Raw genomic sequence first — 15737 nt, forward strand, 5'->3', positions numbered from 1 at the left:
GGCGAAGATCGGGTGAAGGGGCGGGCGATAGGGTGCGCAGCATGGCTGAGTACGTACGCGTCGAGGTGGCCGACCAGATCGCCACGATCCGACTGGACCGTCCGAAGATGAACGCGCTCAACGCCCAGGTGCAGCTGGAGATCGCCGAGGCGGCCCGTCAGGTGGACGCCGACCCGGGGGTGGGCGCCGTAGTGATCTACGGCGGCGAGCGGGTGTTCGCCGCGGGCGCCGACATCAAGGAGATGGCCGTCATGTCGTACGCCGACATGTCGGGCCACTCGCGCACCCTCCAGGACTGCTTCACCGAGGTGGCCCGCGTCGGCAAGCCGGTCATCGCCGCGATCACGGGATACGCGCTCGGCGGCGGCTGCGAGCTCGCCCTGTGCGCCGACTTCCGGGTCGCCGGGGAGTCCGCCAAGCTGGGCCAGCCTGAGATCCAGCTCGGCATCATCCCCGGCGCCGGCGGCACCCAGAGGCTGCCGCGTCTGATCGGCCCGTCCCGGGCCAAGGACCTGATCTACAGCGGCCGCCACGTGTCCGCCGCCGAGGCGCTGGCCATCGGCCTGGTCGACCGGGTCGTGCCCGACGCCGAGGTCCACCAGGCCGCCCTCGACTGGGCCGCCACCTTCACCGGCGGCCCGGCGATCGCGCTGCGGGCCGCCAAGCAGGCCGTCGACCGGGGGCTGGAGGTGGACCTCGACACCGGCCTGGAGATCGAGCGGCTCCAGTTCTCCGGCCTGTTCGCCACGGAGGACGCCAAGAACGGCATGACGGCCTTCGCCGAGAAGTCCACCCCCAGCTTCACCGGGCGCTAGCGCCGCCTGGTCGCCAGCAGGGCGTGGTAGGCGGGCTTGGGCCGCAGGTCCTCGTCGAGGATGCAGGCCGCGCCCTCACCCTCGAACCAGCCCGGGACCCACGAGTGCCGGTCGGTGAAGCCCCAGACCGTGAACTCGCGGCACGCCTTGACGCTCAGGCAGTCGGCCAGCGCCCTGCTGTAGTACTCGGCCTGGGTGGCGAGCTTCTCGGGGGTGACGGGCAGCACCATGCGCACGTCCATCTCGGTGACCGCGATCTCCAGGCCCAGGTCGGCGAAGCTCCGCATGACATCGGCCCAGCCGGCGGGGTAGTCGTACTGGATGCCCAGGTGGCCCTGGAACCCCATGCCGTCGATCGGCACCCGCTGCGCCTGCAGCTCCTTGACCAGGGCCAGGTAACGGTCGATCTTGCCCTGGTTCCACTCGACGTTGTAGTCGTTCAGGTAGAGCTTGGCGCGCGGGTCGGCCTGGCGGGCCCAGCGGAAGGCGTCGGCGAGGTAGCCGGGGCCGAGGTGCTCCAGCCAGATGCTCTGCCGCAGGTTGCCCTCGTCGTCGACCACCTCGTTGGCCACGTCCCAGGCCCGGATCTTGCCCTTGTAGCGGCCGACCTGGGTGCGGATGTGGTCGCGCAGGATCGTCCTGAGCTCGGCCGGGCCGATCGAGCCGTCCGCCACGCCGCTGGTCAGCCAGGCGGGGAGCTGGTTGTGCCAGATCAGCGTGTGGCCGCGCACCTGCTGGCCGTTGCGGCGCGCGTTCTCGACCACCGCGTCCGCGTCGTCCCAGGTGAAGACGCCGCGCTCGGGCTCGACGCTCTCCCACTTCATCGCGTTCTCGGCGGTGAGGTGGGTGAACTCGCGGTTGAGCACGCGGCGGTAGTCGGCCTCGGACCGCAGCACGGCCGCGTCCACGGCGCTGCCGATCCTGATGCCGTTCTTGCGCGCCAGGTCGCGCAGGTCGCGCACGTGGTGGTGGCCCTTGGGGGCGTCCTGCCCGCGGGGGGCGGCGGACGCGGGCAGGGCGAGCGCGGGCACGGCGAGCACCAGTGCGAGCGCGACGAGCCGGGATCTCATCGATGGCCTCCGACGACGACGGTGGTGAGCGAGCGCGGCTGGAGCGTGACGCTCCCGCCGGCGGTGGGGACGGGGGCGAGGTCGTGCGTGCTGTCGGTCAGGTACGCGGTCGCCCGGCCGCGCACGCCCTGCCAGACGACCGGCTCGGCGCCGGTGTTGATCACCTGTGTGACCGTGGACCCGTCACGGTTGCGGAAGGCCGAGACCTTCAGCGCCGGGTTGCCGCTCGCGGCCTCGACCCGGACCGCGCCCGGCCGGATGAACCTGCCGTAGGCCGCCAGCGCCCAGAACCGCTTGGCCACCCGGTAGGTCCCGGCCGTGTCGTCGATCTGCATCAGCGCCCTGGTCGCGCCGCGTGAGGCGCCGAACCAGTAGACGTAGGCGTTGGCCTGGCCGAGCGTCAGCGCGTCGTGCACGGCCAGGGCGATCGTCATGCCGTCGTAGCCGCTGCCGTCGTCCCAGTTCTCGTTCCAGGTGGTGCCGTCCGGGTTCCACTCCGACATCCAGACCTTGCGGTTGGTGGGCAGCGGGCCGTCCACGCGACTGGCGTACGTGTGACCGGTGTGGACCTTGACCCAGCGGCGGGCCTCCGGGTCGGCCTCGATGGCCCGGGTGTAGGCCCGCGCCTCGTCCCAGCCGAAGGAGTCGCAGCAGACCACGTTCATGCCCCGGGCGATCGGGCCGAGCACCTTGACGAACGCGGCGGCCTGCTCGGGGGTGAAGCGCATGGAGGCGTACACGGCCGTGTAGTCGGGCTCGTTGGTGAAGGCCAGGTCGGTGATCCTGATGCCTTCCTTCTTGTAGAACCTGGTGTAGTCGACCAGGTAGCGGGCGTACGCCTTGGCCCACTCCGGCTTGAGCGTGCCGCCGTTCTTGTCGTCGCCGTTGTCCTTCATGTAGCCGGGCGCGCTCCAGGCGTTGGCGTAGAACCGCTTGACGCCGTAGCGCTGCGCCTCCTTGGCGACCCACACCTGGCTGTTGTCGTCGCCGTCCCAGACGTAGCGCGGCGGGGCGTCCGGGCCGCCGGGGTCCTCCGGCTGGTGGGAGACCATGTGGTCGTACGGGCTGCCGGCCGGCGAGGAGCCGATGCCCAGGCGCAGGATGCTCAGGCCCGCGCCCTTGCGCGGGTGGAACCACAGGTCGAGGATCTCGCGCCGCTGCGCGGGCGTGAGCGCCTCCAGCAGCTCGTTGCGCCTGAAGGCCTGCGAGATGCCGAACCCGTCGATCTCCTGGTGTCGGATGTGTTCCCGGACGGTGACGGCCGGCGGGTCCCCGTGCGGCGCGGGGCTCACGCCGGTGAGTCCGAGCAGGGTGACCGCGACAACGCCGCGTAACATGGCGCCTCCGAAAGTTTTCGGAATCACGACGATATATTTCGTCGCCAGCCGGAAACGTAAAGTGCGCGGGCGGCTTCGTCAACACCTGTGTCAGGAGTCGGCCCGGGACGAAACGATGCCGGACCCATACCGATCCAGCCACAGGCCGGTCCGAGCCCGGATGGGCGGGATGCAAACGACTATGGTGACTTTTCATGAAGCGCGTCCTCGTTCCCGCGCGGCTGCGGCAGGCCGTGCGTTCGTGGTTCGACTCCCGGTACATCTCCATCGCGGACCATCGCCAGGACATCAGGGATGCACTCTGGGAGGTGCGGACGCTGCGGCGTGAGATGGCCGCCCTCCAGGGCGAGGTCGAACGCCTGCGCACCGCCGTCAAACGGCAGCCGCCCGAAAAGGCGCAGGCCGGCGTCGCGGACGCCCAGCGGCTCGCCGGCGACGCCCACCGCCTGGCCAGGGAGACCGCCCAGGCCCTCGACGGCCTGCTGCAGAACGAGGTCCTCATCTGGCAGGCGATCGACGATCTCAAGGACCGCACCTCGCCGGGTGTCGCGTCCCGCCCGCGTGAGGACCAGCACCCGTGCGCGTGACCTGGGCCGGAGGCACCCTCACGTTCCGGCTGGACCCCGAGGACGAGATCACCGGCAGGGCCGCCGACGGGTATCCCGTCAAGCTGGCCACGAACTCCTGCACGATCACGAACGTGCCTGACGACGCCCACCCCGACCTGTTCGCGGTCGCCGCCTGGACCGTCGTCGCGCCCTGGACCAGGCGGCGGATCGCCTTCGACCGGGCCATCTCCGCCGAGCTCGCGCGGGCGCTCCACGACGGCTGGGGCGTCGAGGCCGGCCCGGTCGGCGCGGACCCGCGGCCCGCCGGCGACACGCTCGCGATCTCGTACAGCGGCGGCGCCGACTCCGTGGCGGCGGCCGTGGTCTATCCCGACGCCCCGTTCGTCCACTTCCGCCGGGCGCCGCACCCCCGGGTGCCGAACCGGTGGCCGCACTACCGCTCCGAGGTGCTGGCCAGGCTCGCCCGCCAGACGGGCCGGCCGCTCACCGAGGTGCGCTCCGACCTGGAGTACACGCTGGCCGAGCCCCGCCCCGGCTACCCCGAACACCACGCGGTGGCGGCCGGCGCGCTGCTCAACGCCGACCTGCTGGGCCTGGGCGGGCTGGCCTTCGGGTACGAGATCGGCTCGCGCTGGCTCGGCGGCGGCCGCTACCTGCACCGCTTCACCCCCGACAACCCCATGTGGGCCCCGCACGGGATGTGGTGCCGGCTCTTCGCCGCGGCGGGCGTGCACATCGTCCTGCCCGTCGGCGGCGTGAGCGAGGCCGTCACCATGCGCCTGGCGCTGGGCTCGGAGCTGGCCGCGCAGGTCCGCTGGTGCCTCCAGGGCACCGACGGCCCCTGCCGGACCTGCGCCAAGTGCCTCTACAAGGAGCTCATCCAGGCCGCCGTCGAGCGCCGCCCGCTCGACACCCCGCTCACCGCCGACCACCCCCGCGCCAGGAAGTGGCTCCGCCCGCCCCCGTACGGGGGGCAGGAGATGGTCGAGTACGGCCTGGCCCGCATCCCCGGGATCGAGCACACCCTCTTCGCCGGCTGCCTGGAGTACTTCGAGGCCAGCGAGGAGTCGACCAGTTGGCTCGACCACTGCTACCCCCCGGCGCTCGCCGAGATCCCGGAGCCCTGGCGTGACCAGGCGGTCTCCTTCATGACCGCCCAGGTCGGGCTCATGACGGAGAAGGAGATCCACCGCGTGGAGACCTGGGGCTCCTGAACCCGATAGCGTCTCGCCCGGTGATCAGCGGGGGAGTGTCAGCGGGGGAGTGTCAGCGGGGGAGTGTCAACGAGGGAGTGTCAACGAGGGAGTGTCAGCGTGGGAGTGTCAGCGTGGGAGTGAGCATATGAAGGTCTACCTTTCCGTCGACATGGAAGGGGTCACCGGCCTGACCGACCCCGAGGAGATGCACGCGGGCAAGCGCGGGTACGAGCGCGGCTGCGAGCTGATGACGGCCGACGCGAACGCCGCCGTCGAGGGCGCGTTCGCCGCGGGCGCCGGGAAGGTCCTGGTCAACGACGCCCACGGCTCGACCAAGAACCTGCGGATCGACCTGCTGGACCCGAGAGCGACCCTGATCAGGGGGCCGGGCAAGGCGCAGCGGATGGCGCAGGGGCTCGACGGGTCCTTCCAGGCCGCCGCCTTCGTCGGCTATCACGCGCGGGCCGGGGTGAGCCACGGGGTGCTCAACCACACGTGGATGGGCAAGGAGATCCAGAACGTCTACCTCAACGGCGAGGTCGCCGGGGAGACGCGGGTGGTGGCCGCCTGCGCCGGGTTCCACGGCGTGCCGGTGGTGCTGGTCACCGGTGACGAGGCCGTCGGCGAGGAGGCCCGCGAGCTGCTCGGCGACGTGGAGACGGTGGCGGTCAAGAAGGGGATCGACAAGTTCTCCGCCGAGCTGCTGCCGCCGCGCGTGGCCCAGGGACGGATTTGTGAGGCCATGGCCAGGGCGCTCAACCGGTTGACCGACTTCACGCCCTATACCATCGATCCCCCGTACACGCTGGGGGTGGAATGGAACTCGACGGCCATCGCGGCGGCCGTGGCGCTGGTTCCCGGGGTGAAGACGGCGGGGCCGCGGCACACCGAGTTCACGACGGACGACTTCACGCAGATCATGGCGCTGTTCGGCGTCTTCGCGACGATCGGCGGTCAGGTGGCGTGCGGCAGCGGCCCGTACGGGTGAGGGCCCTCGCGTGAGGACCGGCGGCGGGGAGCCGTAGGGTTCCAGCGTTCGCAGGGCTCCGGGCCGGTGCGGGATCGGCCGGTCCGGGGGTTCGGGGCGGCAGCATGGGCGGGTTCGTGACGTCGCGCGGGTCTGACAGCGCGGCCAGGGCTGGAGGCGGGTGGCATGGAAGGCGCGGAGCTGACCAGGCGCGGACTGCTGGTGGGGATCGGGGCCGCGGGCGGCGCCGGCGCCATGTACGCCGCCATGGGCGCGCTCGGGCTGGCCCCCGACGGTCAGGACAGGACCTTCACCCCGCCCAGTCCGGGCGACTTCTCCCTGCAGGGGCGCGGCGCGGCCAAGGTGGTGATACTCGGCGCCGGCGTGGCGGGGCTGACCGCCGCCTACGAGCTGGGCAAGGCGGGCTACGACTGCACGCTGCTGGAGGCCAGGGCCAAGGCCGGCGGGCGCAACCTCACCCTGCGCGGCGGCGACCGGCTGACCGAGCTGAACGGCCCCGCCCAGGAGGTCAAGCTGGGCGAGGGCCTCTACTTCAACGCCGGCCCGGCGCGGATCGCGCAGTGGATGGTGACCCTGGACTACTGCCGCGAGCTGGGCATCCCCATCGAGACGTTCGTCAACAGGAACGCCCAGGCGTACATCCACACCGAGGGCCAGACGGTGCGCCAACGCACCGCCCGCGCCGACATGTACGGCTACGTCGCCGAACTCCTCGCCAAAGCCACCGACGCCGGCGCCCTCGACCGCAAGCTCACCGCCGAGGACCGGGACCGGCTGCTCACCTTCCTGCGCCGCTTCGGCGACCTGGGCCCCAAGCTCGGTTACGAGGGCTCCCCCCGCCGCGGATTCGTCGACTACCCGGTCCTCGACGAGGGCGTCCCGCTCCCCCCACCCGGCAGCCTGACGCAGGTGCTCGCCGCGGGCACCGGCAGGGCCATCACCAACGACTTCGGCAACGACCAGGCCAGCCCCATGTTCCAGGTCGTCGGCGGCATGGACACGATCGTCACCAGGCTGGTGGAGGCCGTCGGCGCGGACCGGATCACCACCGGCGCCAAGGTCACCCGGATCACCGACCTGCCCGACGGGGTCGAGGTCACCTGGGACGGCGGCCGGATCAAGGCCGACTACTGCATCGCCACCCTGCCGCCCCACCTGCTCGCCAAGATCCCGCACAACCTGGGCGCGGACGTCACCGCCGCGCTGCGAGTCCCCACCCCCATGACCACCGGGAAGATCGGCCTGGAGTACGACCGCCGCTGGTGGGAGCTGGAGGACCGGATCTACGGCGGCGTCACCTACACCGACCTGGACATCGCACGCGTCTTCCATCCCTCGTACGGCTACCACGGCGAGCGCGGCCTGCTGGTCGGTTACTACAACCACGGGCCGGACGCCGAGCTGTACGGCGCCCTCACCCCCGACGACCGCCGCCGCCGCGCGCTCACCCAGGGCAAGAAGATCTTCGGCGAGAAGTACCGCACCGGCGTGCTGTCCTCCGTCTCCATCGCCTGGGAGCGGCAGGAGCACATCCAGGGCGGCTGGGCGAGCTGGCCCGCCTTTGATTCGTCCTTCACTCTTCTGCAACGTCCCAGCGGAAGGGTCTACTTCGCGGGCGACTGGCTCACCCGGCTGACCGCCTGGCTGGCCGGAGCGATGGAATCCGCCCGTGGCGCTGTCACTGAGCTGCACAAACGCGTGTTGCAGTCAGGGTGACGCCACCCGCTGCTCGCGGGACCGACGTAGGGTCCTGGGAGGAGCGATCGAGGAGATGGGATGACGTTGCACTGGGTTCCGGCCGCCGGCCGGACCGACCTGCTGGCCGATCCGGTGGCGCGGGCGATCGGACAGGTTGAGGGCGCGCGGGTCGCGGAGATCGACCCCGGGCTGGCCGACACGGCCGCGTTCTGCGAGCGCTACGGCGTGGCCATGGACGCCTCGGCCAACTGCGTGGTCGTCGCCGGCCGGCGCGGCGCCGAGGTCCGCTACGCCGCCTGCATGGTCCTGGCCACGACGCGGGCCGACGTCAACGGGGTGGTGCGGCGGCATCTGGCCGCCCGCAAGGCCAGCTTCGCCCCGATGGACGAGGCGGTCGAGCTCACCGGGATGGAGTACGGCGGCATCACCCCGATCGGCCTGCCCGCCGACTGGCCGATCCTGGTCGACACCCGGGTCGCCGAACATCCCGAGGTGGTCATCGGCAGCGGCCTGCGCCGGTCCAAGCTCGCCGTCCCAGGAGCCGCCCTGGCCGGGCTGAAGGGAGCGGAGGTGCTCTCCCTGACCATCTGACGGGGCCGCGGGGGCGGTGACCGATCGGGCGGGGGGTGAGACGCAGGCGGCAGGCCCGTTTCCGAACCGAGACCGTTGGAGGGGAAACCAATGACCCCGATCTGGACGTTGTACGAGTGGGAATGTGGCCTCGTGGTTCATCTCGTGGGCGGAGATTAAGCCGATATGGTGCTTCATGCCATGAACGATGACCGACTAGGGCCCTACCGGCTGCTCAGACGGCTCGGCGAGGGCGGCATGGGCGTGGTCCATCTCGCCGTCGATCCCCAGGGACGCCAGGTGGCGGTCAAGGTCCTGCGTGCCGAGGTCGCCGGTGACGAGGTCGCCAGGCGCCGGCTCTCGCGCGAGGTCGAGACCATGCGGCGGGTGCGCAGCGCGTACATCGCCGAGGTGATCGACGCCGACGTGACCGGCCACCGCCCCTACATCGTCACCCGGTACGTCGCCGGCCGCTCGCTCGACGAGATCGTCAAGGACGAAGGCCCGCTCGACCTGCCCGCGCTGCTCAAGGTCGGCCACGGGGTGGCCGCCGCGCTGGCCGCCGTCCACTCGGTCGGGGTGATCCACCGCGACCTCAAGCCGGGCAACGTGCTGATCCTCGACGGCGAGCCCGTCCTGATCGACTTCGGCATCGCGCAGGCGGTCGACGCGACCCGGCTCACCCAGACCGGCATGTTCATCGGCACCCCCGGCTACCTCGCGCCCGAGATCATCGAAGGGCAGGAGGCCGGGCCCGAGGTCGACGTGCACGCCTGGGCCGGCACGCTGCTCTACGCCGGCACCGGCCAGCCGCCGTTCGGCAAGGGCACGCTGGAGATGGTGTTCTACAACATCACCGCGGGCAAGGCCGACGTGGCGGCCGCCCCGGCGGCGCTCCAGCCGCTGCTCAAGGCCGCCTTCCAGCGCAACCCCGCCAAGCGGCCGAAGGCGGCGGAGCTGGCCGAGCAGGTGGCCAGGCTGATGCCCAGGGCGGGCCTGCCGGTCCCCGACGAGATCTCCACGGTGCCGCACCCCGACGCGGCCGCGCGGCCTCCGTACGAAGGGCCCACCACGCCCGCGCCCGGCGGGCTCCGCGGCGTGCCCTCCGTCCCGCCGGCCGGCAGCGGCCCCCAGGCGGCCTTTCCCGGTAGCGGCCCCCAGGCGGCCTTTCCCGGCAGTGGCCCCCAGTCCGCGTTTCCCAGTAGCGGCCCTCAGGCCGCGTTTCCGGGCAACGGCCCCGCGGTTCCCGGCAGCGGCCCTCAGTCCGTCCTCCCGAGCGGCCCGCAGGGTGCGGGCGGCTCGCACGAACCGGGCGGCGGGCCGCAGGGGCCGGCGCAGAGCCTGCTCAGCGGTCCGCCGGCGCACGGGCCGGGCGGCACAGGCGGTACGGGCGGCGGTGACAAGCCCGCGTGGGAGGTCTCCACGCCCGCCGTGACGCCGCGCAAGCTCGTCGAAGGGCATGACTCCCGCGTCCCACCCCCGGCCTCCGACCAGCAGTACGTCTCCCTGCTTCCCGGAGAGGGCGACCCGTGGCCGACCCGCAGGGTGAGCCCGGAGGAACTGCGCCAGATGCAGCGCGACGCCCAGCCGCCCGCCCCCTGGCAGCAGCAGGCCCCGGCCGGGCAGCACGTGCCGGAGGCCGACGTGCCGACCCGGCGGGTGCGGCCGGAGGCGCAGGACGTGCCCACCAGGAGGGTGCGTCCCGAGGCCCCCGACTACGGCAGGGGCGCCCCCGCGCCGCCGCCTCCCTACATCCCGCCGCAGGCCCAGTACCCTCCCGACCCGCAGACCAAGCGGGAGCCGTTCGTCCCCGGCGCCCGCCCCGGCCAGGCGCTGCAGCGATCGGCCGCCTACGGGGTGGCGGGCGGGATGCTGCTCATCATCATGATCGTGCTGGCCGCGCGGGCGCCGGTGCTGGTGGCCCTGGTGTCGCTGCCGTTCGCGGTGCTGCTGCGCGCCGCCGACCTGGCCCAGCCCGAGCTGACGGCCCGCCGCTCGACGGGCTCCGCCGCGCTGGACGTGGTCAGGGTGTTCGCCCATCCGAAGGCGCTGGCCAAGTCGGCGGGCGTCACGCTCGCCCTGGGCCTGTACGCGATCGTCCTCGGCACGCCTGTGACGCTCCTGCTCACGGTGGCGGCCGGCATGAGCCCGTACAACGCGCTGGCCTGGGGCGCGGCGGTGGCGCTGTGGACGGTGTGCGCGGGTCCCGGGGTCGAGGGCCCGGGGCGTCAGATGCGCAGGACGCTCTCATCGCTCGTACCCTCGAGAACAGCGGCGATGGTGATGGCGGGAGCGCTCGCGGCGGTGGCCGCACTCTCGCTGATCCTCGCTTACGGCACATTCGGGGACAACGCTAGGAGAGCCATATGGACTCCGGTGAACGTCGGGCCCGTGGTCGATCTGCTGGGCAAGCTGAAGGGAGACACGGGGGGATGACACGGGGACGATGGCGATGAGCGCGGGCAACACCCAGACGCCAGAGCGGCTCGGCCCGTACCGGCTGGTCAGGAAGATCGGCGAAGGCGGCATGGGGGTGGTGCACCTCGGCATCGACGGTGACGGCCGCGAGGTCGCCATCAAGGTCCTGCATCCGCACGTGGCCGCGGACCTGAAGGCGCGCGACCGGCTCACCCGCGAGGTCGAGACGATGCGCCGGGTGCGCAGCCCGCACGTCGCCGAGGTGCTCGACGCCGAGCTGGTGGGGGGCCAGCCGTACGTGGTGACCCGGTTCGCGCCGGGCCGCACGCTCGAGGAGACCGTGCTGTCCGACGGGCCGCTCGGCGCGCGCGAGCTCATCAGGCTCGCGCAGGGCCTGTGCCAGGCGCTGGTCGCCATCCACGCGGCGGACGTGATCCACCGAGACTTCAAGCCGTCCAACGTGATGCTCGTCGACGGCGAGCCGCTGGTCATCGACTTCGGCATCGCCCACCTGGTCAACGCGACCCGGCTGACCCAGACGGGCATGTTCGTCGGCACGCCGGGCTATCTTGCGCCGGAGATCATCCGGGACACCGAGATCACGCAGCGGGCCGACGTGCACTCGCTGGCCTCGACAGTGTTCTTCGCCGCGACCGGGGTGCCGCCGTTCGGCACCGGCTCGTTCGAGGCGGTGTGCTTCAACATCATGGAAGGCCGGGCGCAGCTCGACAAGGCGCCCGCGTGGCTGCGCGGCTGGCTGACCCGCGCGCTCCAGGTCGAACCCGAGGCCCGGCCCGACGCCCGCGAGCTGCTGCGCATGGCCAGGGCGCTGGACCCGGCGGTCACCACGTTCAACGAGTCCCCGGCCGAGGAGCGGCAGGGGGTGACCAAGCGGCTGTTCGGCCGGACGAAGATCATGGAGAACTTCTCCGACCTGCTGCCGCCCGTCCAGTACGAACGGCCGAGCCGGCCGTCCCGGGAGGAGAAGCCGCCGCCGTACGTGCCCGCCCCGGTCACGGCCCGGCCGCCGTGGCCCGACCAGCGGGTCGCGGGCTATCCCGCGCCGCCGCCCTCGTACGCGCAGCCGCAGCAGCGGGCCCAGGCCCAGCCGAAGCCCCGTACCTACGCGCCGCCGCCCGCCCCCACGCCGTCCGGCGAGCGCAAGCGGTATCTCGTGGGCAGTCAGTTCGTCGCGCTGCTCGCCCTGGTCACGCTGGTCGCGCTCGCGGTGATGATGCCGGTCATGGTGAGCGCGATCGCCATCGTGCTGGCGCTGGTGCTGCGGGTGGGCGAGAACCTGTTCGGCGACATGGTGCAGCGGCGCCAGGTGCGCGGCAGCAGCGCCGCCGACCCGCTGCTGGTTCTGGTCGGCACGCCGTGGGCGCTGGTCAAGGCCACGCTGGTGAGCGTGGTGCAGGTGCCGCTGGCGATCCTCTTCGGCGTGTGCGTCTGGGGCGTGCTGCGCTGGGGCGGCGGGCTGGGGGTGAACGAGGCGGCGGCGTACGCGGCGGGCGCGCTCGTGGCCGGCCTGTTCGTGCTGCCCGGCGGCGGCGCGCCGCGCAAGGCGGTCACCCGCACGCTCACCGGAGTGCTGCGCTCGCCGGGGGCGGCCTCGGTGGCGGCCCTGGTGATGGGCACGGTCGCGCTGTTCGCGGTGATGTACGCGGTGGGCGGCACGCCGTCGTGGGAGCCGTGGCGGGCCCCCGAGACCGTCATCGAGGAACTGACCACCCGCGCCCAGGACAGCGCGACAGGGCTGATCACCGGCCTGGTCGACGACCTCATGAGAGAGTTGGGGCTGGGCTTCCTGTCACCCTGGTCGTGAGTGTCCCCCGCGGCCGTCGTGGGGAGAAGTAGGGGTATGAGCGAGCACCTCGGCCCCTACCAGCTCCTGTCCCGGCTGGGATCGGGCGGGTTCGGCGCAGTGCACCTGGCCCTCGACCCCGAGGGCCGCACGGTCGCGGTCAAGGTGCTCCATCCGCACGTCGCGGCCGACTCGGCGGCGCTGGCCCGGCTGGCCCGCGAGGTCGAGACCATGCGGCGGGTGGGCGGCAGGAACGTCGCGGAGGTGCTCGACGCCTCGCTCGACGTCGACCGGCCCTACCTCGTCACCCGCTACGTGCAGGGCAGGCCGCTCAGCGCGGTGCCCGTGCCGGTGGCCGAGCTGCGCCTGCTGGCCACCGGGCTGGCGGAGGCGCTGGCGGCCATGCACGACGCGGGGGTGGTGCACCGCGATCTCAAGCCGGCCAACGTGATGATGAGCGAGGGCGAGCCGGTCGTCATCGACTTCGGCATCGCGCACGCGCTCGACTCGCTGTCGGTCACCGCCTCCGGCGCGGTGGTCGGCACCCCCGGCTACTTAGCCCCGGAGGTGCTGGAGGGCGGGGAGGCGGGACCGGCGGCCGACGTGTTCTCCTTCGGCGCGACGCTGGCCTACGCCGCCACCGGGCGTCACCCGTACGGGACGGGGCCCGCGTCGGCGGTCGCCTACCGCGTCGTCCACCACGAGCCCGACCTGGAGGGCGTGCCCGGCTGGCTGGAGCCGCTGCTGGCCCAGTGCCTCGCCACCGACCCGGCGGCGCGGCCGTCGGCCGCCGACGTGTGCGCGCGGCTGGGCGTCGAGGTGACGGAGCGGCCCCGTCGCCTGTCGCGGCTCCCGGTGGGTACGGCGCGCGGCTCCGGCCGTGATGTCCACCACATGGAGACGCGCGCGTGGCAGCCCGCCAGGGCGGGTCGCGAGCGCTCGGCGGAGGAGGCCAGGGCGCGCCACCGGGAGAAGGTGCGCAGGCGCTGGCTGGCCGGCTCGGCGGTGTTCGTGGCGCTGCTCGCGGCCGCGACCACCGAGCCGCTGCCGGAGGTGGCGCTGTTCCTGCTCGCGACGTTCTCCCTGGCAGTGGTGGTGGACGCGGGGTTCGCGCTGTTCTCGCGCGGCCCGCTCACCAAGGGCAGGGTCGTCGCGGACGCCTTGGGCGTGGCCGGGGCGGTGGGGCTGGCGGTGGGGCTGAGCGCGTTCTTCAGCACTCCCGTGCTGGCGTTGTTCGCGGGCACGGCGCTGGTTCTCGGCCTGGTGTTCCTGTTCACCGCCTGAGGCGGGGTGACCAGGGCCGCGCTGAACCAGCGGAACAAAGCTCGGTATGGTGGGGGTTGCGCGCGGAACCGTATCTTCGCGCGTAAGCTACCCGTGGGTAACATGGCGTCGGGGCACCCGCTGTCATCACGCCGATGGGGCCCTGGCAGTCTGGACAGGACATCCGGCGCCGACCGCTCGCGGCGGCGCACGCGAACATGGGAGGTCGGCCACCGGCCATGAACATTGTCGTCTGCGTGAAGCAGGTCCCCGACACGGCGACCGAGCGCAAGCTGAGGTCCGATGACAAGACCCTCGACCGCGACGCGGTCGACGGCGTGGTGAACGAGCTCGACGAGTACGCCGTCGAGGAGGCGCTCAAGCTCAAGGAGGCCCACGGCGGTGAGGTGACCGTCCTCACCATGGGTCCGGGCAAGGCCACCGAGACCATCCGCAAGGCCCTGGCCATGGGCGCCGACAAGGCCGTCCACCTCCTGGACGACGCGCTGCACGGCTCCGACGCGCTCGGCACCTCCTACGCCATGGCGCAGGCCCTGAAGAAGATCGGGTTCGACCTGGTCATCCTGGGCTCGGAGTCCACCGACGCGCGCACCGGCGTGCTGCCCGCGATGCTCGCCGAGCGGCTCGGCGCGCCGCAGCTCACCCTGGCCAACAAGGTCGAGATCGACGGCACGTCCATCAAGATCCAGCGGATCACCGACTACGGCTTCGACCGGGTCGAGGCCTCGCTGCCCGCCGTCGTGTCCGTGGTGGAGAAGATCAACGAGCCGCGCTACCCGTCCTTCAAGGGCATCATGGCGGCCAAGAAGAAGCCGGTCGAGACGCTGGGCGTGGCCGACGCCGAGATCGACGCCGGCCAGGTGGGCCTCGACTCCTCCTGGTCGCAGGTCGTCGACTTCGCCCAGGCCCCACCGCGCGCCGCCGGGACGGTCGTCAAGGACGAGGGCGACGGCGGCGCCAAGGTCGCCGAGTTCCTCGCGTCCAAGAAGTTCATCTGAGAACGGGGGTTTTACTGATATGTCGGAGATTCTCGTTCTCGTCGAGCAGGTCGACGGCGAGGTCAAGAAGGTCACGCTGGAGCTGCTGACCCTGGCCCGCGGGCTCGGCACGCCCGCCGCCGTCTGGGCGGGCCCCGGCTACACCCCGGACGCCAAGGCCAAGCTGGCCGAGTACGGCGCCGAGAAGATCTACGTGGCCGGCTCCGAGGAGATCACCGGTTACGTGGTCGGGCCCAAGGCCGAGCTGCTCGCCCAGCTCGTCGCCGGCAAGTCCGCCGCGGCCGTGCTGGTAGCCGCCACCGCCGAGGGCAAGGAAGTGGCCGGCCGGCTGGCCGTCAAGATCGACTCGGGTGTCATCACCGACGCCGTGGGCCTCGGCGACGGCTTCGTGGCCGAGCAGTCCATCTTCGGCGGCGGCGTGAACGTCCAGTCCAAGGTGAGCAGGGGCACCCCGATCGTGGCCGTGCGCCCCAACTCCACCGCGCCCGAGGCCGCCGCCGGCGCCGGCGCGGAGGAGGAGGTGTCGGTCTCGCTGTCCGACGCCGCCAAGTCCGCCCGCATCGTCGAGCGGGTCAAGCAGGAGAAGGGCGCCCGCCCCGAGCTGACCGAGGCCGCGATCGTGGTCTCCGGCGGCCGCGGCGTGGGCTCGGCCGAGAACTTCTCGGTCATCGAGGGCCTGGCCGACGCCCTGGGCGCGGCCGTGGGCGCCTCCCGCGCCGCCACGGACGCCGGCTGGTACCCGCACCAGTTCCAGGTGGGCCAGACCGGCAAGACCGTCTCGCCGCAGCTCTACATCGCGGCCGGGATCTCCGGCGCCATCCAGCACCGGGCCGGCATGCAGACCGCCAAGACCATCGTGGCGATCAACAAGGACCCGGAGGCGCCGATCTTCGAGCTCGCCGACTACGGCATCGTGGGCGACCTCCACCAGGTGGTCCCGCAGCTCACCGAAGAGGTCGACAAGCGCAAGTGACCACTCCGCTCGCATGA

The 15737-nt window shown here is 72.3% G+C and carries 13 protein-coding genes; 11 read left to right on the forward strand and 2 right to left on the reverse strand.

What is annotated here, in order from left to right; translation table 11 throughout:
* The first annotated feature begins 41 nt into the window (after positions 1 to 41).
* Positions 42 to 815 carry an enoyl-CoA hydratase/isomerase family protein gene (locus OUY22_RS18015; protein WP_270156168.1) on the forward strand — a complete coding sequence of 258 codons (774 nt, stop codon included), beginning with the start codon at positions 42 to 44 and terminating at the stop codon, positions 813 to 815.
* On the opposite strand, the gene OUY22_RS18020 is transcribed toward OUY22_RS18015, so the two are convergent.
* On the reverse strand, positions 812 to 1885 hold the full coding sequence (locus OUY22_RS18020) for an endo-1,4-beta-xylanase (RefSeq protein ID WP_270156169.1): 1074 nt from the start codon (positions 1883 to 1885) through the stop codon (positions 812 to 814). The genes OUY22_RS18015 and OUY22_RS18020 overlap by 4 nt on opposite strands.
* Positions 1882 to 3222: a glycoside hydrolase family 30 protein gene (locus OUY22_RS18025; protein WP_270156170.1), complete on the reverse strand. Its 1341-nt coding sequence runs from the start codon at positions 3220 to 3222 to the stop codon at positions 1882 to 1884. Before OUY22_RS18025 ends, OUY22_RS18020 begins: the two co-directional genes overlap by 4 nt.
* A gap of 194 nt (positions 3223 to 3416) precedes the next feature.
* On the opposite strand from OUY22_RS18025, the gene OUY22_RS18030 reads away from it, so the two are divergent.
* From OUY22_RS18030 to OUY22_RS18075, 10 genes are all read left to right on the forward strand, one after another.
* Positions 3417 to 3809 carry a hypothetical protein gene (locus OUY22_RS18030; protein WP_270156171.1) on the forward strand — a complete coding sequence of 131 codons (393 nt, stop codon included), beginning with the start codon at positions 3417 to 3419 and terminating at the stop codon, positions 3807 to 3809.
* Complete coding sequence (locus tag OUY22_RS18035; RefSeq protein WP_270156172.1) at positions 3800 to 5005, forward strand: DUF6395 domain-containing protein; 1206 nt, start codon at positions 3800 to 3802, stop codon at positions 5003 to 5005. Before OUY22_RS18030 ends, OUY22_RS18035 begins: the two co-directional genes overlap by 10 nt.
* A 127-nt stretch (positions 5006 to 5132) precedes the next feature.
* Complete coding sequence (locus OUY22_RS18040) at positions 5133 to 5975, forward strand: M55 family metallopeptidase (protein ID WP_270156173.1); 843 nt, start codon at positions 5133 to 5135, stop codon at positions 5973 to 5975.
* Positions 5976 to 6140: 165 nt separating this feature from the next.
* Entirely contained in the window at positions 6141 to 7691 is a 1551-nt protein-coding gene (locus OUY22_RS18045; RefSeq protein WP_270156174.1) for a flavin monoamine oxidase family protein, read from the forward strand.
* A gap of 60 nt (positions 7692 to 7751) precedes the next feature.
* On the forward strand, positions 7752 to 8264 hold the full coding sequence (locus OUY22_RS18050) for a YbaK/EbsC family protein (RefSeq protein ID WP_270156175.1): 513 nt from the start codon (positions 7752 to 7754) through the stop codon (positions 8262 to 8264).
* Between the two features lie 180 nt (positions 8265 to 8444).
* The gene (locus tag OUY22_RS18055) at positions 8445 to 10679 is read left to right on the forward strand and encodes a serine/threonine-protein kinase (RefSeq protein WP_270156176.1); all 2235 of its coding nucleotides are present in this window, start codon (positions 8445 to 8447) and stop codon (positions 10677 to 10679) included.
* Between the two features lie 16 nt (positions 10680 to 10695).
* Complete coding sequence (locus tag OUY22_RS18060; RefSeq protein WP_270156177.1) at positions 10696 to 12486, forward strand: serine/threonine-protein kinase; 1791 nt, start codon at positions 10696 to 10698, stop codon at positions 12484 to 12486.
* A 36-nt stretch (positions 12487 to 12522) separates the two neighbouring features.
* On the forward strand, positions 12523 to 13749 hold the full coding sequence (locus OUY22_RS18065) for a serine/threonine-protein kinase (RefSeq protein WP_270156178.1): 1227 nt from the start codon (positions 12523 to 12525) through the stop codon (positions 13747 to 13749).
* Between the two features lie 218 nt (positions 13750 to 13967).
* Positions 13968 to 14747 (forward strand): electron transfer flavoprotein subunit beta/FixA family protein, encoded by a 780-nt coding sequence (locus OUY22_RS18070; protein ID WP_270156179.1) that lies wholly within the window; start codon positions 13968 to 13970, stop codon positions 14745 to 14747.
* Positions 14748 to 14766: 19 nt separating this feature from the next.
* Positions 14767 to 15720 (forward strand): electron transfer flavoprotein subunit alpha/FixB family protein, encoded by a 954-nt coding sequence (locus tag OUY22_RS18075; RefSeq protein ID WP_270156180.1) that lies wholly within the window; start codon positions 14767 to 14769, stop codon positions 15718 to 15720.
* Positions 15721 to 15737: the final 17 nt, after the last annotated feature.

This window comes from Nonomuraea corallina (genome assembly GCF_027620315.1).
In the GTDB taxonomy this organism is placed as follows: Bacteria; Actinomycetota; Actinomycetes; order Streptosporangiales; family Streptosporangiaceae; genus Nonomuraea; species Nonomuraea corallina.